Source organism: Phenylobacterium sp., from assembly GCF_965229015.1.
Lineage (GTDB): Bacteria > Pseudomonadota > Alphaproteobacteria > Caulobacterales > Caulobacteraceae > Phenylobacterium.
In genome coordinates this window covers 1,702,826-1,722,704 of the sequence record NZ_CBDDIM010000001.1, presented here as the reverse complement: position 1 = coordinate 1,722,704, position 19,879 = coordinate 1,702,826, and the positions used below count along the sequence as shown (strand labels likewise).

Here is a 19,879-nt window from a genome sequence, read left to right as displayed (position 1 = left end):
TGACGCATAGTCCCGCGAGTCACCGCCGGCCCTCGCCGGTGGTGACGGCAGGGAGCGCTCTTGGAGTCCGTCGTCACCATCCTTCTGCTGCTGCTGGCGGTGATCCTCAGCGGCTCCCTGGCCCGCCTCACCCGGCTGCCCCTGCCCCTGGTCCAGATCGCCCTCGGGGCGGTGATCGCCCTCTCCATCGTCCCGACGGTGGAGCTTGAGCCCGAGCTCTTCTTCCTGCTGTTTCTGCCGCCGCTGCTGTTCCTGGACGGCTGGCGGATTCCGAAGGACGACCTGCTGCGCGACCGGGCGACGGTCCTGGAACTCGCCCTGGGCCTGGTGATCCTCACCGTCGTCGGGGTGGGGTTCCTGATCCACTGGCTGATCCCCGCCATGCCGCTGCCCGTGGCCATGGCGCTCGCTGCCGTCGTCTCGCCCACCGACCCGATCGCGGTCAGCGCCATCGCCGCCCGCGCCCCGATCCCCAAGCGGATGATGCACATCCTCGAGGGCGAATCCCTGCTCAACGACGCCTCGGGCCTGGTCTGCATGCGCTTCGCGGTGGCCGCCATGCTGACGGGGACCTTCTCGTTCCAGGAGGCGCTTGCCACCTTCGTCTGGGTGGCGTTCGGCGGGGTCGCCCTGGGGGTCTGCGTCACCTGGGGCGTGGTGCGGGCCAAGCAGTGGGTGACCAGCTATCTGGGGGAGGACACCAGCGCCCAGATCCTCATCAGCCTGCTCATCCCCTTCGGCGCCTATCTGCTGGCCGAGCACTTCCACTGTTCGGGCATCCTGGCCGCCGTCGCCGCCGGGGTGACCATGGGGTTCATGGAGCAGACGGGCCAGGCCCTGGCCGTCACCCGCGTGCGGCGCACCGCCGTCTGGGACACCGTGCAGTTCACCGCCAACGGCGTGATCTTCGTCCTGCTGGGGGAGCAGATGCCCGGCATCCTGGCCAAGGCCGGCGAGACCGTCCTGCTCACCGGCCATAGCGAACCCTGGTGGCTGGCGATCTATGTCCTGGCCATCAGCGCCGCCCTGGGCGTCCTGCGGCTCGTCTGGGTCTGGGCCTCCCTGCGCTGGACCCTGTTCCGCGCCCAGCGCCGGGGGGAGAAGCCGCCGGCCGTGAACGGGCGGCTGGTGATCGGCATGTCCCTGGCCGGGGTGCGGGGCGCGATCACCCTGGCGGGGGTCCTGACCCTGCCGCTGACCCTGACCGACGGAACCGCCTTCCCCGGGCGCGACCTGGCGATCTTCCTGGCCGCCGGCGTGATCATCGTCTCCCTGGTGGTGGCCAGCGCCGGCCTGCCCAGGCTGCTGAAGAATCTCCAGCTGCCTCCCGAGCCCTCGCGCCAGGCCGAGACCGACCGGGCCCGCATCACCGCGGCCCAGGCGGCGATCAAGGCCATCGAGAACGCTCAGCACGCCCTGGGGGAGGGGCGTCCGGACGCCGACCTCTATACCGACGCCTCGTCCCGGATCATGGAGCTGTACCGCGAGCGGATCGACGGGCGCCTCGAGAGCCCGGAAGCCGCCGCCCTCAACCGCAAGGTCGAGCAGATCGAGCGCCAACTCCGCGTCGCCGGGCTCAGCGCCGAGCGTGACGAGATCTTCCGCATGGCCCGCGAGCACGAACTGGACGGCGAGACCGCCCGCAAGATCGTCCGCGAGATCGACCTGCTGGAGGCGCGCTACCGCCTCTGACCCGCTAGATTCCCGCCCCGTTGTCCAGCGCCTGCAACGCCAGTTCGTGGGCCTCGGCCTCGGCGGTGATCCAGGCGATGAAGGCCTTCACCTGGGGCAGGCGGCCCTTGGCCTTGGGGTGGACGACGTAATAGGCGAAGTCCACGGCCGTGGAGATCTGCAGCGGCGAGACCAGGCGGCCGGCGTCGATGTCGGCCTGGGCCAGGGTGCGCTTGGCGAGCGCCACGCCGCGGCCGTTGACGGCGGCCTCGATCACCATGCTGGACTGGTTGAAGCGGGGTCCGCGGGTCCCGTCCACCCCCTTCACGCCCCGGGCGGCCAGCCACATGGTCCAGTCGGGGCAGCTGTCGTCGGGCTCCGGCGAGCCGTCGTGCAGCAGGGTGTGGCCCAGCAGGTCGGCCGGCGAGTTCAGCGGATGGCTGGCGTGCAACTCCGGGCTCAGCACCGGGACCACGGTCTCGCCGATCAGCCGCCGGACCTCCAGGCCCGGATAGCGGCCGGCGCCGTAGCGGATGGCGACGTCCACCTCGCCGGCGGTGAGGTCCACCAGCTCCAGGCCCGCCGACAGCCAGACGTCCACCTGCGGATGCAGCTCCTCGAACTTGCCGAGCCTCGGCACCAGCCACTTGGCGGCGAAGGAGGGGGCGGCGGTCAGGGTCAGGCGGCGGCCATCCACGGCGGCCGTCAGCATGGAGGCGGCCTCGGCGAGCCGGTCGAAGGCCTCCCGCAGGGCGGGCAGGGCGGTCTGGGCCGCATCGGTCAGCAACAGGCCCTTGGGCGTGCGCTTGAACAGCGCCGCGCCCACATAGTCTTCCAGGTTCTGGATCTGCTGGCTCACCGCGCCGGGCGTCACCGACAGCTCGTCGGCGGCGCGGGAGAAGTTCAGGTGGCGCGCGGCGGCCTCGAACGCGCGCAGCGCGTTGAGGGGCGGCAATCGGCGGCGCTGTGCGTCGCGTTCCATGGAGTTTTCCTGACAGCCCCGGCAGAAGTCCTTGGCTTGCGAATTGGGGCCTGTCTCGCCAGTTTGCAAGCGTCCGGCGGTGTATAGGCCCTTTTCACCGGCGGACATCCAGCGGGGCGGGCCTTACACCCGTCCCGCTTCAAGTTTCAAGTCTGGTCGTTAGAGAACCTAAAGCCCATGCCGCATCGCGCGTCCAAGGCCAAGACCGCCAATCGCCTCGTCCTCCTGGGCGGCGAGGGCGTGCGCGAGGCCGGATCGGTCTGGCTGGTGGGCGCCGGCCCCGGCGACCCCGAGTTGCTGACCCTGAAGGCTTTCCGGGTGCTGGCGACCGCCGACGTGGTGGTCCATGACGGCCTGGTGAGCGACGAGATCCTCGACCTGGCCCCGGCCAGCGCCCGCCGGATCAGCGTGGCCAAGCGCAAGTCGCGCCATTCCTACGCCCAGGGCGAGATCAACCGGATGCTGGTGGCCTTCGCCCTGGAGGGCCTGACGGTGGTCCGGCTGAAGGGCGGCGATCCCTTCATCTTCGGCCGGGGCGGCGAGGAGCTGGAAGCCTGCCGCGAGGCCGGCGTCGCCTGCTACGTGGTGCCCGGCGTCACCGCGGCCCTGGCCGCCGCCGCCGACGCCGGCGCCCCGCTCACCCATCGCGGCGCGGCCCAGGCCGTGACCTTCGTCACCGGCCACGCCGCGGCCGGCGCCGAGCCGGACCTGGACTGGACGAGTCTCGCCAAGGCCAACCATACCGTCGTCATCTATATGGGCCTCTCCACCGCGCCGGGGATCGCCCAGCGTCTGATGGACGCCGGCCGCGCGGGCGCGACCCCGGCCCTGATCGTCGAGAACGCCAGCCGCGCCGACGAACGCCGCGTCGTCACCGACCTGGCGGGCCTGGCCGCCGCCGCCGCCGGGATTTCCGGCCCCGCCCTGCTGATCGTCGGCGAGGCCATGGCGCTGGCCCGAGCCGGGACCGCGGAGATTGTTCAGAGCCTCGAGGCTCGGGGCCTCGAACGGGGAGTGGGATCATGAAAGCCTTGACCGCCAATCGCCTGGAGGACGGCGAGGTCGTGTTCTGGAACAAGGGCGCCTGGGTGGAGCGGTTCGTCGACGCCGAGCTGTTTTCCGACGACGCCAGCGGCGAGGCCGCCGAGGGCCAGGGCAAGTCGCAGCCCAACACCGTGATCGACGTCTATCTGATCGACCTGATCGAGAGCGACGGGCTCTGGGCGCCGCTCAGCTTCCGCGAACGCATCCGGGCCCTGGGCCCTCTCAACCACCCGACCCATGGCAAGCAGGCCGAGGGGGGAGCGGCCATAGAGGCCCTGCGGCGCGCCGCCGGCGCCTCGCGCTCCACGGGCCGCGTCAACCTGATCAAGCGTAAGTAGGGCCGATGTATCAGTACGACACCCTCGACAAGGAATTCCTGGCCGACCGGGCCGCCGAGTTCAAGGAACAGGTGGCGCGCCGCCTGTCGGGCGAGATCACCGAAGACCAGTTCAAGATGCTGCGTCTGCGGAACGGTCTCTATCTGCAGCTCCACGCCTACATGCTGCGGGTGGCCATCCCCTATGGCTCGCTGAATGCGACCCAGCTTCGCAAGCTGGCCGAGATCGGCCGCAAGTACGACAAGGGCTACGGCCACTTCACCACCCGCACCAACCTGCAGTTCCACTGGATCAAGCTGCGCGAGACCCCGGCGATCCTGGAGGAGCTGGCCAGCGTCGACCTGCATTCGATCCAGACCAGCGGCAACTGCATCCGCAACGTCACCTCCGACCCCTATGCCGGGGCGACGGCCGAGGAGATCGACGACCCGCGCGTCTGGTCGGAGGCCATCCGCCAGTGGTCGATGCTGCACCCCGAGTTCAGCCACCTGCCGCGCAAGTTCAAGTTCGCGGTCACCGCCGCGCCGAAGGACCGCACGGCGGCCCGGGTCCACGACATCGGCCTGGTGGTCCGCCGCGCCCGCGACGGGACCATGGGCTTCGAGGTGATCGTCGGCGGCGGGATGGGGCGCACGCCCTATGTCGGCCCGACCATCCGCGAGTTCCTGCCGGCCAACCGGCTGTTCTCGTACCTGGACGCCATCCTGCGCGTCTACAATCGCCATGGCCGCCGGGACAACAGCTACAAGGCCCGGATCAAGATCCTGGTGGCCGCCCTCGGCGCCGAGGAGTTCCGCCGCCAGGTCGAGGAGGAGTGGGAGAAGGTCGGTCCGAACGCCGACATGCCCGACCTCGAGATCGCCCGCATCCGGGCGGCCTTCGCGCCGAAGTCCTTCGACACCCTGGTCAACCGCTCGGAAGCCTTCGAGGCCGCCAAGGCCGCCGATCCGGCCTTCGCCCGCTTCGCCCGCAACAACCTCAAGCCCCACAAGCGGCCGGGCTACACCATCGTCGAGATCTCCCTGAAGGGGATCGGCGAGACCCCCGGCGACGCCACCTCCGACCAGATGGACGTGGTGGCCGACCTGGGCGAACGCTACGGTCAGAACGACATCCGGGTGACGCACGAGCAGAACCTGGTCCTGCCGCACGTGAAGCTGGACGACGCCCATGCGGTCTTCACGGCCCTGGCCGCCGCGGGCCTGGCGACGCCCAACATCAACCTGATCAGCGACATCATCGCCTGCCCGGGCCTGGACTACTGCGCGCTCGCCAATGCGCGCGCCATCCCCATCGCCCAGGACATCGCCACCCGCTTCGCCGATCAGGATCGCGCCGAGCTGGTGGGGGAGCTGAAGATCAAGATCAGCGGCTGCATCAACGCCTGCGGCCACCACCATGTCGGCCACATCGGCATCCTGGGCGTCGATAAGAAGGGCGAGGAGTTCTACCAGCTCACCCTGGGCGGCTCCGGGGCCGAGGACGCCGAGGTCGGCAAGATGCTGGGCCCGGCGCTTCCCGCCGACCGCGTCACCGACGCCATCGACACCATCGTCGAGGTCTATCTGCGCGAGCGCGCCGAGGGCGAGCGCTTCCTCGACACCTTCCGCCGCACGGGCGTCGCCCCCTTCAAGGAGGCTGTCTATGCCGAAGCTCATTAGGATCATCGACGGCAGGTTCGTTTCCGCCGACGACCCCTTCACCTATGTCGCCGACGACCAGGGCCTGCCCCAGGGCGACGTGATCATCTCGCTCACCCGGTTCTCCGCCGAGGGCGACGCCCTGATCTCCCAGGGCCGCGCCGTGGGGGTCCGCATCGAGCCGGACGAGGAGGTCGAGGCGCTCGCCTACGACCTGCCCAAGCTGGCCGTGGTGGCCGTCGCCTTCCCGAAATACCGCGACGGCCGCGGCTTCTCCTCGGCCCACCTGCTGCGCGAACGCTTCGGCTTCAAGGGCGAGATCCGCGCGGTGGGGGAGGTGCTGCGCGAGGAGGCAAACTTCCTCACCCGCTGCGGCTGCGACTCCTTCGAACCCGCCGACGGCTCGAGTCCTGAGCAATGGGCCCACGCCGCCAATCGTCATCGTCACGTCTATCAACGCGCCGCCGACGGCCGCACCCCGGCCTTCACCGAGCGCGCGGAGTCCTGAGCATGGCCTTTGATCAACTGGAACGCCCGCAGATCGCCCTGCGCCTCGACGCCGAGCTGCGCCACGCCCATCCCGTGACGGTGCTGGAATCGGCCGTCGAGACCTTCGGCGACAAGCTGGCCCTGGTCTCCTCCTTCGGGGCGGAGTCCGCGGTGCTGCTGCACATGGTCTCCAGGATCAAGCCGGACATGCCGATCATGTTCCTCGACACCGGCATGCTGTTTGGCCAGACCCTGGACTACCGCCGCAACCTGGCCGCCAAGCTGGGCCTGACCGACGTGCGCGACCTGCGGCCGCTCTATACCGACCTGGCCACCGTCGATCCCAAGGCCAACCTCTGGCAGACCGACACCGACGCCTGCTGCAACATCCGCAAGGTGATCCCCCTCGACAGCGCCCTGAAGGACTTCGACGCCTGGATCACCGGACGCAAGCGCTTCCACGGCGGCGACCGCCTGTCCCTGCCGGTGGTGGAGCAGGCCGACGGCCAGGTGAAGTTCAATCCCCTGGCCAACTGGGGCAAGACCGAGCTGGACGCTTACATGGCCCAGCACGACCTGCCGGCCCATCCCCTGGTGGCCCAGGGCTTCCCCTCGATCGGCTGCTGGCCCTGCACCAAGCCGGTGGAAGAGGGCGAAGATGTGCGCGCCGGCCGCTGGGCGGGTTCCGAAAAGACCGAATGCGGCATACATGTCGCCCGCGCGCCCGACGCCGTGACCAATGTCGGCGGCGATATCTAGCTTCTGAAGCGAACTGATCATGACCGATGTGACCGCCGCCGCCCCGGCCAAGAAGGCCGGCGCCTTCCTCCATGAGACCGTGACCTGGGTCCAGCACTGGACCGACAGCCTGTTCTCGTTCCGCACCACGCGGGACCCGGCCTTCCGCTTCCAGAGCGGCCAGTTCGTGATGGTGGGCCTGGAGGTGGACGGCAAGCCGCTGCTGCGCGCCTATTCCATCGCCTCGCCGTCGTGGCACGACGAGCTGGAATTCTATTCCATCAAGGTCGAGAGCGGGCCCCTGACCTCGCGCCTGCAGAAGATCCAGGTCGGCGACCAGGTCCTGATCGGCAAGAAGCCCACCGGCACCCTGGTGCTGGACGGCCTGAAGCCCGGCAAGCGCCTCTACATGCTTGGCACCGGCACCGGCCTGGCCCCCTGGCTCAGCCTGGCGCGCGACCCTGAGGTCTATGACCGCTTCGACGAGGTCATCGTCACCCACACCGTGCGCAACGTCGCCGACCTGAACTATCGCGAGCTGTTCGAGCGCGACCTGCCCAATGACGAGATCCTGGGCGAGATCGTCGCGCCGAAGCTGCGCTACTACCCCACCGTCACCCGCGAGCCCTTCAAGCACCAGGGCCGGATCACCGACCTGATCGCCTCGGGCAAGATCTTCGAGGACCTGGGCCTGCCGCCCCTGGATCCCGCCGTCGACCGCCTGATGCTGTGCGGCGGCCCCTCGGTCCTGGCCGACCTCAAGGTGCTGCTGGAGGCCCGCGGCTATGTCGAGGGCTCGCTGGCCGCGCCGGGGGACTACGTGCTGGAACGCGCCTTCGTCGAGACCTGAGCGATCACGCCGCGCAGGAAGTCGGCGCGGGCGGCCACCGTGGTCCTGGGGACCTCCACCACCCGGTAGTCCAGGCGCCACAGGGTCGCGACGATGCGGTCATAGGTCCGCACCGCCTCGGCGAAGTCCTGCTTGCGCTCGGCGTCCTGCACATAGATCTCCGCCCAGGGCGGGAAGGTGAAGACGTGGACGTTGCAGGCCCGCGCCTCCAGCTGGGCCACCAGCTGAGGATCGGGCGCGAAGTCCGCCGTCCGCGCCCAGGCCAGGTCGTCCACCACCCCGCGGTCGAAAAAGACAGCTCGAGTCTCGCCGGCCAGGCCGTCATAGAGCGCGACGTCGCGGCGCGAGGTCTCCCGCCAATAGGCGCTGACATCGCCCCAGGGCAGGGCGGTCCCGCCGCTGGCCGCCTGCTGCCGGATCACCGCCCGCGCGGTCTCGTCGACGCAGAGCTCGCCCTGGCCGCGCAGGTGCTCGATCAGGGTGGTCTTGCCGCCGCCGGGGCCGCCGGTCAGGACAAAGAAGTTGGATTTCAGCATGGGAGTCCTCGAAGGCATGGAGTGTCGCGCCGGCGCAGGGGCCGACGGGGAGCCGTCCGGGGGAAATCGTCGCGCCTCAGCGGCGCGGGACCCTGCCTAGCGGGGCGGGCAGCCCTTGAACTCGCCGGCCTTGACGACCGTGAGCTGGGCCAGGTTCAGGGGCCGCATGGGCTTCATCGAGCCCGAGCCGATGCCGGTGAACAGGTCGATCCTGGCGCCCTTGATCGCGCCGCCGACGTCGGAGGCGTACCAGTAGCCGTCGTGGGTGGAGCCGTCGGGCATTGGCAGGCCGACGGTTTCCTTGATGAACAGGACGGTGCGGCGGGGGATCAGGTTGCGGTCGATGGCGGCGGTGCGCATGGCCACCACCTTGCAGCCCAGCGAGTCCAGTCCGCCCACGCCCTTGGCGCCGGCATGGTAGAGGGTGGCCTTCAGGCGGAAGTCGGCCGAACCGGGCAGAGTCCCGGTGATGGCGTTCATCAAGAGGTCCCCGATGGGGTCGGACGGAGCGGCGTGCGCTCCACCTCCGAAAGCCAGAAGGGGAAGGGCGGCCAGGGCGGCGAGGCGGCGTCCCATGACGGCGTCCTCCTTCGTCGTTGATCTGTCAGCGGCCGTCTGAGTACCGGGACTCTGGGGCCAGGGCAACCCCGCTATTAGGCTTACTCACAGGCGCCTGCAGACAGCTTCGATTGCGCGGCCAGAGTCATGGTCTATCAACAGCCGCCAGCAACGGGGGCGTGCACATGCGTATCTACGGCGACTCCATCTCGGGCAACTGCCTGAAGGTGAAATGGACGGCCGATCATCTCGGGCTTTCCTATGACTGGATCGAGACCGACGTCATGAAGGCGGCGACCCGCACGCCGGAATTCCTGGCGATGAACCCGGCCGGCCAGGTGCCCGCCGTGGTCCTGGACGACGGCCGGCCGCTGGCTCAGTCCAACGCCATCATTCTGCACCTGGCCGAAGGCTCGGATCTGATCCCCGCCGACGCCTATGAGCGGGCCCGCATGCTGGAATGGATGTTCTGGGAACAGTACAGCCACGAGCCCTATGTGGCCGTCGCCCGCTTCCAGGTGCGCTTCCAGGGCAAGCCCCTGGCCGACCTGGAGCCGCGGCTGGTGGAGCGCGGCAAGGCGGCCCTGCAGCGGCTGGAGGACGGCCTGGCCGCCCAGCCCTTCCTGGTGGGCGACCGCGTCAGCCTCGCCGACGTCGCCCTGGTGGCCTACACCCGCGAGGCCGGGGACGGCGGGTTCCGGCTGGCCGACTATCCGAGGGTGCAGGCCTGGATCGGCCGGGTCGAAAAGGCGCTCGCCATCGTCTAGCCGCGCTTGCCTTCGCCGACGCCGGGCTTCAAATCGCAGGCATGACGCTCAAGCCGCTCCGCCTCGCCCTGCTCCTGCTCGCCGCCGTCCCGGCCCCCGCCCTCGCCTGGGGCGGCGCGGGTCACCGCATGGTGGGGGAGGAGGCCATGCGGGCCCTGCCGCCCACCCTGCCGGCCTTCCTGCGCACCCCCTCGGCGGTGGCGGCCGTCGGCGAGCTGTCGCGCGAACCCGACCGGTCCAAGGGGGCGGGCAAGGTCCACGACTCCAACCGCGATCCGGGCCACTTCATCGACCTGGAGGACGACGGCCGCATCCTGGGCGGACCAGCCCTGGCCGCCCTGCCGCCCACCCGCGCCGACTATGAGACCGCCCTACGCGCCGCCGGCCAGGACAGCTGGAAGGCGGGCTATCTGCCCTATTCCATCGTCGACCAGTTCCAGCAGCTCACCACCGACCTGGCCTACTGGCGGGTGGAGATGGCCGCCGAACCGCGTCAGAAGACCCGCGCCCGCCGCGCCTGGATGCATGCCGACCGCCTGCGCCGCGAGCAGCAGATCCTGATGACCATCGGCTTCCTCTCGCACTTCGTCGGCGACGGCTCCCAGCCCCTGCACGTCACCGCCCACTACAACGGCTGGGGCGACTACCCCAATCCCAAGGGTTACTCGACTGCCAAGGTCCATGGACCCTTCGAGGAGGCCTTCGTCTTCGCCAATGTCCACGCCCCGGCGGTGCGGGCGAGGATGACCCCGTTCCGGTCCTGCGGCTGCCCGATCGAAAAGCGGGTCGCCGACTACCTGGCCGTGGCCGGCGGCCAGGTCGTTCCCTTCTACGAGCTGGAGAAGGCCGGCGGCTTCGCCGAGGCCGATCCGCGCGGCGCGGCCTTCGCCACCGTGCGGGTCGCCGCCGGCGCCTCGGAGCTTCGCGACCTGATCGCCGAGGCCTGGAACGCCAGCGCCGGCGTCAAGATCGGCTGGCCCGCCGTGGCCGTGCCGGACGCCGTCAGCGGCAAGGTCGATCCCTACGAATCCCTCTACGGCCGAAACTGATGGCCCCCCAGTTCGGCGCGCTGACCCCGGGCCTGACTCACGCCGACCGCCCGGCCGCCTTCGGGATCGCCGTGCGGGCGGGCAAGATCGCCTTGGTGCGGGTGGAGAAGCCGGGCTTTCCGCCCTGGCTGGACCTGCCCGGCGGCGCCCTGGACCCCGGGGAGGACGCGGCCCAGGCGGTGGTTCGCGAGTTCGGCGAGGAGACCGGCCTGAAGGTCGAGGCCGGGGAGGCCTATGCCCGGGCCGACCAGTATTTCGTCAACACCGAGGGGCAGGCCTATGACAACCGCGCCACCTTCTTCGAGGTCACCGTCACCGCCGAGGCGCCGCAGCTGAAGGTCGAGGACGACCACACCCTGGTCTGGGAAGATCCCCTGGCCGCCATCGCGCGCCTGAGGCACGAAGCCCACGCCTGGGCCGTGGCCGCCTGGCTGCGGCGGGGCTGACGGGCCGCCCGGCCGTCGGGCGTCAGGCGGCCTTGGACTTGCCGGCCGCCTTGGGCCGGGCCGCCTTGGCTGTGGTCGCCTTGGCCGGCGTCTCGCTTGGCTTCTTGCTGGCGTGCAGGGCGGGCAGGTCGCCGTTGCGCCCCTGCTTCTTGGTCACCAGGCGCAGCTCGGTGGCGTTCTTGTCGCACTCGGCCAGGATCGCCTCGAGCTCCTTGTCGGTCAGGTTCTCGATGCCGATGAAGCCGTTCTCGCCCTCCGACACGCGGATCAGCTCGTCGAGCTTGGCGTGCAGGGCGTTGCTGTCGCGGTTCTGGGTGTTCTGGATCAGGAACACCATCAGGAAGGTGATGATGGTGGTCGACGTGTTGATCACCAGCTGCCAGGTGTCGGAAAACCCGAACATCGGCCCCGACAAACCCCACAGCACCACCAGCACGCAGCAGGTGGCGAACACGATCGGCCGGCCGGTCCATTTCGAGACCGCCGTGGAGAATTTCGTGAAGAAGGCCGTGAACCCCGACATGCATCTGCTCCTGCCCGCATTGCGCGGCGCAGCCTGAACGGATAGTCGAACGCGCGAGTTCCGGCCCAAGAAGGAGCGTTTATGACCTCAGCCCACATCATCGACGTGAAGTCCCTGGCCGAGCAGGTCCGCGCCCAGGCGGCCGGCGAGACCGCCCTGCTGAAGACCGAGCATGGCGTCCAGCCGGGACTGGCGGTGGTGCTGGTGGGCGAGGATCCGGCCAGCCAGGTCTATGTGCGCTCCAAGGGCGAGCACTCCCTGGCCGCGGGCATGCATTCCCAGACCCACCGGCTGCCCGCCGACGCCACCCAGGACGAACTGATGGCCCTGGTGGAGCAGCTCAACGACGATCCGAAAATCCACGGCATCTTGGTCCAGATGCCCCTGCCCAGGCATCTCGACGAGAAGATGGTCCTGGCCGCCCTCGACCCCAACAAGGACGTGGATGGCCTGACGGTGGTCAACGCCGGCCTGCTGGCCAGCGGCATGCCCGCCCTGATCCCATGCACGCCGCTGGGCTGCATGCTGGTCCTGCGCCAGACCCTGGGGAACCTGGCCGGCAAGCGCGCCGTGGTGGTGGGCCGCTCGGTCTTGGTGGGCCGCCCGGTCGCCCAGCTGCTGCTGGCCGCCGACTGCACGGTGACCATCGCCCATTCCCGCACCGTCGATCTGCCCGCCGTCTGCCGCGAGGCCGACATCCTGGTGGCCGCCGTCGGCCGTCCCCAGATGATCAAGGGCGACTGGATCAAACCCGGCGCCACCGTGATCGACGTCGGCATCAATCGGGTGCCCTTCCGCGATCCGGTCAAGGCCGCCGCGGGCAAGACCAAGCTGGTGGGGGACGTGGACTTCAAGTCGGCCGAGAAGGTCGCCGCCAACATCACCCCGGTGCCGGGCGGCATCGGCCTGATGACCGTGGCCTGCCTGCTCTCCAACACCGTCACCGCCGCCAAGCGCATCCACGGCCTGGAGGGCTGATCTTAGATCCTCCCCCAGCGCGAAGCGCGGTTTGGGGGAGGTGGCGCGCGTCAATAGACGCGTGACGGAGGGGGCTTGCGCCCACAAACAAGGGTCAAAGTCCCCCTCAGGCGCTTCGCGCCAGCTCCCCCAGAGGGGGAGCATCTTTCCAGAGCAGCCGCGCTCAGGCGGGAGTCTGGCCGAGCGCTCCGGTCCAGGCCACGATGTCGCTCAGCACGCCGCTGACCGCGGTGTTGAAGCCGGCCACGATGGCCGTCTGGCGGTTGTCGCCCACCGGGACGGCCTGCGCGAAGGTGCGCTCGGCCACCAGGGTGCGGTCGGCGGAGCGGGTGAGGGTGGCGTGCACGCTCACCACCACCTGCGGTCTGGCCTTGGGGGTGTCGTAGGCGACCTTGAAGTCGGCGACGATCAGCTTGAGCACGTAGTCGGACTTGCCCATCTCGCCCCGGCCGATCAGCCGCGCCCGGCCGCTCTGGTCGAAGGCGCGGTTCACCGCCTCGTCGAAGAGCACCGAGGCCGCCGCCACCCAGCGGGCCTGGCCGATATAGGCCACGTCGCTGCCGCCGGTGACGGTGAGGATCTGGTCGCCGGCCGAGGGCCGGGTGAAGCTGTTGGCCAGCTTCATCACCCCGAAGGTCTCCCCCGACGCCGGCGTGGCCGCCGAGGCGGGCGCGACATAGCCGAAGCTGTAGAGCTGGGCCGGCTTGCTCTTGGGGAAGAGCGAGATGCAGCCGGTGAGGGCCACGGCCGTGACGGCCACGACGGTGAGCCGGAGAAGGCGCTGCAGGCGGATCATGGCTTCACCTCGAGTTCCTTGCCGGCCGGCTTGCCGACGGCGCCGCGGGGATTGGTCTGGAGTTCATTGGCCAGGCGTTCGAGCGCCTCGGCCGTGGCCTGGAGCTGGACCGCCGCGGCGGTGAGCTGGGGCAGGCCGGTGGTGGCGAAGTCGCTGGTGGGACCTTCGAGCTTGCCCATCATCGAACGCAGGTCCTTGGCGGCGGCCTGGGCTTCCTCGGCGGCGTCGGCGACGTTCTTCATGGTCCGCTTGCCGTCGCCGTCCAGCAGGTTCTGGCCCGATTGGCCGAGCGCGGTGATGGACTGGGCGGCGGTGTCGATGCTCTGCAGGGCCTTCTGGGCGTCGGCGATCACCGCCTTGCGCTCCCGCAGCTCGGCGGTCACCGCCTGGGTGTCGCTGAGCGCCGCGGAGAAGGTCTTCACGTTCTGGTCCGACAGCACCTTGTTGATGCGGTCGAGCGCCTCCACCGTGCGGCTCAGCACCGTGCCGCCGCCCTCCAGCAGGTCGGAAAGCGTGCTGCGCTGGCTGCGGATCACCGGCACCTTGCCGTCCGGCGTCACCTCCCGCAGCAGGGGCTTGGAGGGCGTGCCGGCGCTGATCTGGACATAGTTCACCCCGGTGATCCCCTGGGGCTCCAGGGTGGCCACGGAGTCCACGCGGATCGGGACGTCGGAGGTGACGCGGGCGCGGGCCACCACGTTCTTGGGGTTGTCGCGGGCCAGCTCGATCTTGGTGACCTCGCCCACCTTGATGCCGTTGAACCGCACCTCGCCGCCTTGGGTCAGGCCGTTGATCGGGCCCTGGAAGACGATGTCGTAGAGCTGGTAGTCGCGGCTGAACTGGACCTTGGCCAGCCACACGCCGAAGATCACCAGACCCAGGAACAGGATCAGGGTCGAAAGGCCCACCAGGGCGTAATTGGCGTCTTTTTCCATTAGCCCACTGTCTCGGCTTTTGTCGCTGAACGCACGGCGGCCCGGCCGCGCGGCCCCAGGAAATACTCACGAATCCACGGATGCTTGGACTTTTCCAGCGTCCGCACCGGCGCGTTGGCCACCACCTTCTTGTCGGCCACCACGGCCACCCGATCGGTGATCGCATAGAGGGTGTCGAGGTCGTGGGTGATCATGAAGACGGTCAGGTCCAGGCTGTCGGAGAGGTCCTTGATCAGCTCGTCGAAGGCCGCGGCGCCGATGGGGTCGAGGCCGGCGGTCGGCTCGTCGAGGAACAGCAGCTCGGGGTCGAGGGCCAGGGCGCGGGCCAGGCCGGCGCGCTTGCGCATGCCCCCCGACAGCTCCGAGGGCTTCAGGTGGGCGGCGTTGGCCGGCAGGCCCACGAGGGCGATCTTCAGCTCCGCCAGCTCCATCACCACCCGCTTGGGCATGTTGGTGTGCTCGTACATGGGGGCCGCGACGTTCTCGCGGACCGTCAGGTTGGAGAACAGGGCGCCCTGCTGGAACAGCACCCCCCAATGGCGTTCGATGGCCGACCACTTGCGGCGGGAGGCCTGCTGGATGTCCTGGCCGAACACCTGGACCGTGCCGCCGTCCGGGGTCTTCAGGCCGATGATGGTGTTGAGCAGCACCGACTTGCCGCTGCCCGATCCGCCCACCACGCCCTGGACCTCGCCGCGCTTGACCACCAGGTCCAGGCCATCGTGGATGACCTTCTCGCCGAACCGGGAGACCAGGCCCTTCACCTCGATGGCGGGGCCCGTGGTCGGCAGCTCGTCCTCGGTCAGTTCGATGGCGTCCGGCGTCTCGAGGCTCACAGGTCGAGCTCCATGTAGATCAGGGCGAAGATCGCATCGATCAGGATGATGGCGAAGATCGCGTGCACCACCGCGGCCGTCACCCGGCGGCCGAGGGACTCCACGTCGCCGCCGACCTCCAGGCCCTGCCGGCAGCCGATCCCGGCCACCACAGCGGCCATGACCGGCGCCTTGGAGAGCGCGATCCAGAAGTGGGTCGCCCCCACATTGTCGACGATCCGCTGCAGGAAGAAGGAGGGGCCCAGGTTCAGCACTGACCAGGTGATCATCAGGCCGCCCGCCAGGCCCGCCAGGGTGGCCACGAAGGTCAGCAGAGGGATGGTCACCAGCAGGGCCACGAAGCGCGGCAGCACCAGCGCCTCGAAGGGATCGACCCCCATCACCTTCATGGCGTCGATCTCCTGGCTCATCTTCATCGAGCCGATCTCGGCGGCGAAGGACGAGGCTGAGCGGCCGGCCAGCAGGATGGCGGTGATCAGGATGTTGAATTCGCGGGTCACGGCGATGCCGATCAGCTCGACGGCGAACACCTCGGCGCCGAACTGCCGCAGCATGTTGGCGCCCAGCAGGCCCACCACCGCGCCGATGAAGAAGGAGGTGGTGACCACGATCGGGATGGCGTCCAGCCCCGCCCGCTCGGCCAGCGACACGCAGGCCGCCCAGCGGATACGGCGGGGATCGAGGATCGCCCGGAACAGCACCACCAGCAGGTGGCCGGCGAAGGCCAGGGTGTCGATGATCTCCTTTGAGAGGTCCACCACGCCCTTGCCGATGCGGATGGTCAGTTCGTGGAAGCCGCGCGGCTTGGGCTTGGGGGGCGGCTTGACCACGGCGGCCTGGCTGACCAGCTCGATCAGTCGCTGCGTCTCCGGGCGCGCCTTGACGCTGGCGGCCTCGAACCGGTCGCCGGCCGCCTGGATGACCGCATAGGCGCCCGCGGTGTCCATGCGCCCGACCTGGGTGAGGTCCAGATGCACGGAACTGCGTCCGGCCAGCTCGTCGCGCAGGCCGCTGGCGGCGGGCCCGATGAGCGCGGCGGTCCAGTCGCCGGTGAGTTCGATGACCCCCTGATCGCGGGCGTCCTTGACGGTGAAATCGGCGGGTCGTTCCATCGGCTCGCGCGTCTTCGCCTTCCTGGAGAGGGGTGGCTCGTTCGAGTCGAGCCTGGGAGCGAACCTACCAGAGCTCGCTCCCCACGCCGAACGCCTTATGGCGCCGGTTGTTCCGTGCCCCGTGGCTTATCGGCGGCCATGCTCGCGCTCTGGTGATCGCTGATTGTCGACATAGCCTATCTTTCGCCCAATTCCCTCGGGTATCAGAGGCCCCATGTTCAGTCGTCCAACTGCCGGGAGCGTCCCGTTGACCCGCCAGATCGATTTCGCCGGCAAGTCCGGATCGGTTTACCGCTATTCCGCCCTCGAGGAGGAGCGGACCCTTCCGCCCGTCGGGGCCAACTATGTCATCGCCCAGGTGACCCCCAAGGGCGCCAGCATCCTGTTCGCCGGCGAGACCGAGTGCCTGTCGGCCCGCGACTGGCAGGCGGCCCTGGACGAGGCCCACGCCCGCTACGGCGCGACCGAGGTCCTGATGCGCCTCAACGTCCGCGGCGCGGTGCGCAAGGCCGAGCGCGAGGACATCATCGAGGAACACAGCCCGCCGATGAACGCGGGCTAGCCGCGAACGGTCGCGCCCGCCATCATGGCTCCATGGCCTGGGCGATCGTGATCTTCGGGGCGGCGGTCTGGCCGGACGGCGGACCCAGCCCCACCCTGCGCCGGCGCGTCGCCTATGGCCGCCAGGCCGCCGCTGATCATCCCGACGCCCTGGTCTTCTGCTCTGGCGGCGTCGGCCGCCACGGAGCCTCCGAGGCCTCCCTGATGGCCGATCTGCTGATCGGACACGGGGTCGATCCCGCCCGCCTGATCCTGGACGAGCTCAGCCGCGACACACTTGAAAACGTCGCCGCCGCCGCCCGCTTCATCCGCGCCGAGGGGCTGGAGGGCGCGGTGGTCTGCACCGACGGTTATCACGTCCCTCGCGCCCGCATGCTGTTCCGCGCCCTGGGGGTTCCCAGTCGCCCGGGCCCGCTGCGCCGGGGTCCCGCCGGATCACGCGTCTACTGGTTGAAGATGCTGGCCCGCGAGACCCTGGCCTATCCCTACGACCTGGCCCTGGCCGTCGCGTCGCGCCGCAGACTTCTGCGCGATCTCGAACCTTGAGGGCGCAACCTAGCCGGCGATCCCGGCGATGTCGTCCACCGTGGCGAAGGTGAGCTTGGGATTGTGGGCGATCAGGCTCTCTGGGGTCGAATAGCCCCATGTGACCGCGCCGAAGTCGATGCCGGCCTTGGCCGCCGCCCGGGCGTCCCGGTCCTCGTCGCCGATGCAGATGGTCTGGGTCCGGGTCATGGAGAGCTTGCGCAGCACGCGGCGGAACTTCCGCGCCTTGCCGAACAGCGAGGCGCCGCAATCGAAGTGGACAAACAGGGCCGACAGCTCCGGTCCCAGGCCGATCCGCACGCTGGCCTCGGTGTCGGAGGACACCAGGGCCAGGACCACCCCGCGCTCGTGCAACTCGCGCAGCATCTCCGGGATGCCGGGGAACAGCGGGATGCCGGAGGAGGCGTCCTTCTTCATGGCCCGGAAGTCCTTGGCGATCCGCGCCAGCTTCCAGGTCGAGACCCCCATGGTCTTCATGATGACGCGCGCGCTCGCGCCGCGCAGCGATTCCCGCTCCTCGGCGTCGATGGCGCGGAAGTTGTGCCGCGCGGCCATGTGATCGAGGACGCTGGTGAACCACGGATAGGAGTCCGCCAGGGTGCCGTCGAAGTCGAAGATCGCGAGTCGATAAGCCACGGAAGTTTCGTAGCCCGTGGCGGCCCCGGCTGGAAGGGACCGATTGCGGGGCACGACCCTGCGTCGAAGTTGCCGCCTTGCCGAATCAATCGCGGGCACGTCGTCTCTCCGCGCGTCCGCCTTCCGCCGCCGAGACACCGCCATGACCCCGCAAGAGTTCCTCTCCCAGCTCACGCAGAACATCGAGCGGTTCGAGAAGGTTGCGGCCTTCCTCAGCGTTCCCGGCTACCTCTCCTGGCACGAGGGCTTCACCCTGCTGAGCCTGGCCGAGGTCTGGCCGGTGGAGGGCGACATCGTCGAGATCGGCAGCTTCAAGGGCAAGTCCACCTGTTTCCTGGCCCAGGGCCTGCTGCGCTCGGGCCGCGGCAAGGTCCACGCCGTCGACCACTTCCAGGGCTCCCCGGAGCACCAGAAGGGCGGGCACGAGGAGACCGCCGAGATCGTCGAGTCCGGCTCCACCTACGAGCAGTTCCGCGCCAATCTGGCCGCCTTCGGCCTGAGCGGCGTGGTGGAGGCCATCGTCTCGGGCTCCCAGGAGGCCGCGGCGGCCTGGAGGGGATCGGCGCGGATGATCTTCATCGACGGCGACCATTCCTACCAAGGGACCAAGAGCGACTTCGAGGCCTGGTTCCCCCACGTGGCCGAGACCGGCCTGATCTGCTTCCACGACTACCAGAACAGCCACTACCTCGACGGCGTGACCAAGTTCATCGAGGAGGAGGTCAATGTTCACCCCAACATGCGCTTCCTGCACCGGGCCAACAGCCTGATGACCTACATGAAGGTGGCCTAGAGGCCCACCTCGTCCAGGCGCCGGGTGACTTGGGCGATCAGGGCCGCGGCCTCGTAGTCGGGTTCACCCCTTAGGGCCAGGACGAGGCGGCTGGCGGCGTAGCGGATGAAGGCCCATCGCGAGCGCTCCAGGAACCCCTCCGGATCGTCCACCGGCCCGTAGGCGGCCATGGCGAAGGGCGCCGCCCAATCGGCCAGGCCCCAGAAGAAGGTGAAGTCGTAGGCTGGGTCGCCGTGGACCGCGTCGCCGAAGTCTATGATCCCCGCCATCCGGTCGGCGTCGGCCGCCAGCAGCAGGTGAGCCTCGCGGAAATCGCCGTGGATCACGGCGCCGCGCCGCCAGCCGATCTCGGGATAGCGCTCATGGGCCCGGTCCAGGCGGCCGATTAGGTCCGGGGCCAGGGCGCCCACCAGCTTGGGACGGCGGCGTTCACGATAGCTGCGCGCGTCGGTGGCGGCCCAGCCTTCGTCCGTGCGGACCGCGCCGTCCTGTCCGCGCATCAGCTCTGGGGACAGGCCGTGCAGGTCGCGCAGGAAGCCCGCCAGCTCGGTGAGAATCTGTTCCTGGGCCGGCCTGTCCATCCGCGCGAACACCGGCGCGGTCAGCGCCCGGCCCTGGATCAGGCGATAACCCCCGAAGTCCGGGGCCACCCGCGAATAGTCGGGGACCTCCAGGGTCGTCAGCGGCTTCAGGGCGGCCAGCAGCCGAAGCTCGACGGGAAAGGAGGCGACATAGTCCGCCTGCCGCGGAAACCGGAACACCCACGCGCCGTCCAGCACCACCACGGCGTGGTCGTAGCCCTCCTCGATCAGCTCGACCTGATCGAAGGCGAGGTCCGGAAAGGCCGCGCGGAGGCGGGCCAGCAGCTGGCCGAGGTCAGCCTTGGGCGCGGGGCCGCCCCACGGGGCGCCGGTCGGCTCGGGCGATGACATGGAAACTCCCCGGTCAGCGTCTCACGACGGGCGGGAAGGAAATGGTGGATGCGACAGGGATTGAACCTGTGACCCCCTCGGTGTGAACGAGGTGCTCTCCCGCTGAGCTACGCATCCTCCGGA

24 protein-coding genes and 1 tRNA gene are annotated in these 19,879 nt (G+C 69.5%); 14 read left to right on the top strand and 11 right to left on the bottom strand.

From position 1 onward, the window contains the following. Positions 1–60 precede the first annotated feature (60 nt). Entirely contained in the window at positions 61–1,692 is a 1,632-nt protein-coding gene (locus ACO06I_RS08620) for a Na+/H+ antiporter (RefSeq protein ID WP_421932168.1), read from the top strand. Between the two features lie 4 nt (positions 1,693–1,696). On the opposite strand, the gene gcvA is transcribed toward ACO06I_RS08620, so the two are convergent. Next, positions 1,697–2,653 (bottom strand): transcriptional regulator GcvA, encoded by a 957-nt coding sequence (gcvA, locus tag ACO06I_RS08615; protein ID WP_421932167.1) that lies wholly within the window; start codon positions 2,651–2,653, stop codon positions 1,697–1,699. A gap of 177 nt (positions 2,654–2,830) precedes the next feature. Here gcvA and cobA point away from each other — a divergent pair, with 177 nt between their 5' ends. The 6 genes from cobA to ACO06I_RS08585 are packed head-to-tail and all read left to right on the top strand — an operon-like array spanning position 2,831 to position 7,752. Then, entirely contained in the window at positions 2,831–3,679 is an 849-nt protein-coding gene (cobA, locus tag ACO06I_RS08610) for a uroporphyrinogen-III C-methyltransferase (RefSeq protein ID WP_421932166.1), read from the top strand. Further along, positions 3,676–4,035, top strand: coding sequence for a DUF2849 domain-containing protein (locus ACO06I_RS08605; protein WP_421932165.1), 360 nt, complete (start codon positions 3,676–3,678; stop codon positions 4,033–4,035). Before cobA ends, ACO06I_RS08605 begins: the two co-directional genes overlap by 4 nt. A 5-nt stretch (positions 4,036–4,040) precedes the next feature. Next, a complete protein-coding gene (locus ACO06I_RS08600) occupies positions 4,041–5,696 on the top strand; it encodes a nitrite/sulfite reductase (protein ID WP_421932164.1) in 1,656 nt (551 codons plus the stop codon). Further along, the gene (locus ACO06I_RS08595) at positions 5,680–6,183 is read left to right on the top strand and encodes a DUF934 domain-containing protein (RefSeq protein ID WP_421932163.1); all 504 of its coding nucleotides are present in this window, start codon (positions 5,680–5,682) and stop codon (positions 6,181–6,183) included. The genes ACO06I_RS08600 and ACO06I_RS08595 overlap by 17 nt, the downstream gene beginning before the upstream one ends. 2 nt (positions 6,184–6,185) lie before the next feature. Then, positions 6,186–6,923, top strand: a complete 738-nt coding sequence (locus ACO06I_RS08590) for a phosphoadenylyl-sulfate reductase (protein WP_421932162.1) — start codon at positions 6,186–6,188, stop codon at positions 6,921–6,923. 19 nt (positions 6,924–6,942) lie between these two features. Beyond that, positions 6,943–7,752 carry a ferredoxin--NADP reductase gene (locus tag ACO06I_RS08585; protein WP_421932161.1) on the top strand — a complete coding sequence of 270 codons (810 nt, stop codon included), beginning with the start codon at positions 6,943–6,945 and terminating at the stop codon, positions 7,750–7,752. Here ACO06I_RS08585 and ACO06I_RS08580 read toward each other — a convergent pair. Both ACO06I_RS08580 and ACO06I_RS08575 read right to left on the bottom strand, forming a co-directional pair. Then, entirely contained in the window at positions 7,719–8,288 is a 570-nt protein-coding gene (locus ACO06I_RS08580; RefSeq protein ID WP_421932160.1) for an AAA family ATPase, read from the bottom strand. The two genes, ACO06I_RS08585 and ACO06I_RS08580, sit on opposite strands and share 34 nt — an antisense overlap. A 96-nt stretch (positions 8,289–8,384) precedes the next feature. Further along, on the bottom strand, positions 8,385–8,864 hold the full coding sequence (locus ACO06I_RS08575) for a 3D domain-containing protein (protein WP_421932159.1): 480 nt from the start codon (positions 8,862–8,864) through the stop codon (positions 8,385–8,387). Between the two features lie 167 nt (positions 8,865–9,031). Here ACO06I_RS08575 and ACO06I_RS08570 point away from each other — a divergent pair, with 167 nt between their 5' ends. The 3 genes from ACO06I_RS08570 to ACO06I_RS08560 are packed head-to-tail and all read left to right on the top strand — an operon-like array spanning position 9,032 to position 11,108. Next, positions 9,032–9,613 (top strand): glutathione S-transferase family protein, encoded by a 582-nt coding sequence (locus ACO06I_RS08570; protein WP_421932158.1) that lies wholly within the window; start codon positions 9,032–9,034, stop codon positions 9,611–9,613. Positions 9,614–9,654: 41 nt separating this feature from the next. Continuing rightward, positions 9,655–10,662 (top strand): S1/P1 Nuclease, encoded by a 1,008-nt coding sequence (locus ACO06I_RS08565; protein WP_421932157.1) that lies wholly within the window; start codon positions 9,655–9,657, stop codon positions 10,660–10,662. Continuing rightward, positions 10,662–11,108, top strand: coding sequence for an NUDIX domain-containing protein (locus ACO06I_RS08560; protein WP_421932156.1), 447 nt, complete (start codon positions 10,662–10,664; stop codon positions 11,106–11,108). Before ACO06I_RS08565 ends, ACO06I_RS08560 begins: the two co-directional genes overlap by 1 nt. 22 nt (positions 11,109–11,130) lie before the next feature. Here ACO06I_RS08560 and ACO06I_RS08555 read toward each other — a convergent pair whose 3' ends face one another. Further along, the gene (locus ACO06I_RS08555) at positions 11,131–11,631 is read right to left on the bottom strand and encodes a low affinity iron permease family protein (RefSeq protein WP_421932155.1); all 501 of its coding nucleotides are present in this window, start codon (positions 11,629–11,631) and stop codon (positions 11,131–11,133) included. 81 nt (positions 11,632–11,712) lie between these two features. Between ACO06I_RS08555 and folD the strand changes: the two genes are divergently transcribed. Next, the gene (folD, locus tag ACO06I_RS08550; RefSeq protein ID WP_421932154.1) at positions 11,713–12,609 is read left to right on the top strand and encodes a bifunctional methylenetetrahydrofolate dehydrogenase/methenyltetrahydrofolate cyclohydrolase FolD; all 897 of its coding nucleotides are present in this window, start codon (positions 11,713–11,715) and stop codon (positions 12,607–12,609) included. A 163-nt stretch (positions 12,610–12,772) separates the two neighbouring features. Here the strand turns inward: folD and ACO06I_RS08545 are convergent, their stop codons facing one another. The 4 genes from ACO06I_RS08545 to ACO06I_RS08530 are packed head-to-tail and all read right to left on the bottom strand — an operon-like array spanning position 12,773 to position 16,288. After that, entirely contained in the window at positions 12,773–13,405 is a 633-nt protein-coding gene (locus ACO06I_RS08545) for an ABC-type transport auxiliary lipoprotein family protein (protein ID WP_421932153.1), read from the bottom strand. Further along, positions 13,402–14,340, bottom strand: a complete 939-nt coding sequence (locus ACO06I_RS08540; protein WP_421932152.1) for an MlaD family protein — start codon at positions 14,338–14,340, stop codon at positions 13,402–13,404. Before ACO06I_RS08540 ends, ACO06I_RS08545 begins: the two co-directional genes overlap by 4 nt. Next, positions 14,340–15,176 (bottom strand): ABC transporter ATP-binding protein, encoded by an 837-nt coding sequence (locus tag ACO06I_RS08535; protein ID WP_421932151.1) that lies wholly within the window; start codon positions 15,174–15,176, stop codon positions 14,340–14,342. Before ACO06I_RS08535 ends, ACO06I_RS08540 begins: the two co-directional genes overlap by 1 nt. Further along, on the bottom strand, positions 15,173–16,288 hold the full coding sequence (locus tag ACO06I_RS08530) for an MlaE family lipid ABC transporter permease subunit (protein WP_421932150.1): 1,116 nt from the start codon (positions 16,286–16,288) through the stop codon (positions 15,173–15,175). The genes ACO06I_RS08535 and ACO06I_RS08530 overlap by 4 nt, the downstream gene beginning before the upstream one ends. A 247-nt stretch (positions 16,289–16,535) precedes the next feature. On the opposite strand from ACO06I_RS08530, the gene ACO06I_RS08525 reads away from it, so the two are divergent. Next, the gene (locus ACO06I_RS08525) at positions 16,536–16,850 is read left to right on the top strand and encodes a hypothetical protein (RefSeq protein ID WP_304700541.1); all 315 of its coding nucleotides are present in this window, start codon (positions 16,536–16,538) and stop codon (positions 16,848–16,850) included. A gap of 32 nt (positions 16,851–16,882) precedes the next feature. Further along, positions 16,883–17,395 carry a YdcF family protein gene (locus ACO06I_RS08520; RefSeq protein ID WP_421932149.1) on the top strand — a complete coding sequence of 171 codons (513 nt, stop codon included), beginning with the start codon at positions 16,883–16,885 and terminating at the stop codon, positions 17,393–17,395. A 9-nt stretch (positions 17,396–17,404) separates the two neighbouring features. Here the strand turns inward: ACO06I_RS08520 and ACO06I_RS08515 are convergent, their stop codons facing one another. Beyond that, the gene (locus ACO06I_RS08515) at positions 17,405–18,031 is read right to left on the bottom strand and encodes an HAD hydrolase-like protein (protein ID WP_421932148.1); all 627 of its coding nucleotides are present in this window, start codon (positions 18,029–18,031) and stop codon (positions 17,405–17,407) included. A gap of 142 nt (positions 18,032–18,173) precedes the next feature. On the opposite strand from ACO06I_RS08515, the gene ACO06I_RS08510 reads away from it, so the two are divergent. Continuing rightward, the gene (locus ACO06I_RS08510; protein WP_421932147.1) at positions 18,174–18,824 is read left to right on the top strand and encodes a class I SAM-dependent methyltransferase; all 651 of its coding nucleotides are present in this window, start codon (positions 18,174–18,176) and stop codon (positions 18,822–18,824) included. On the opposite strand, the gene ACO06I_RS08505 is transcribed toward ACO06I_RS08510, so the two are convergent. Continuing rightward, positions 18,821–19,756 (bottom strand): phosphotransferase family protein, encoded by a 936-nt coding sequence (locus ACO06I_RS08505; protein ID WP_421932146.1) that lies wholly within the window; start codon positions 19,754–19,756, stop codon positions 18,821–18,823. The genes ACO06I_RS08510 and ACO06I_RS08505 overlap by 4 nt on opposite strands. 42 nt (positions 19,757–19,798) lie before the next feature. After that, positions 19,799–19,873 (bottom strand) — tRNA-Val (locus ACO06I_RS08500). Between the last annotated feature and the right edge of the window lie 6 nt (positions 19,874–19,879).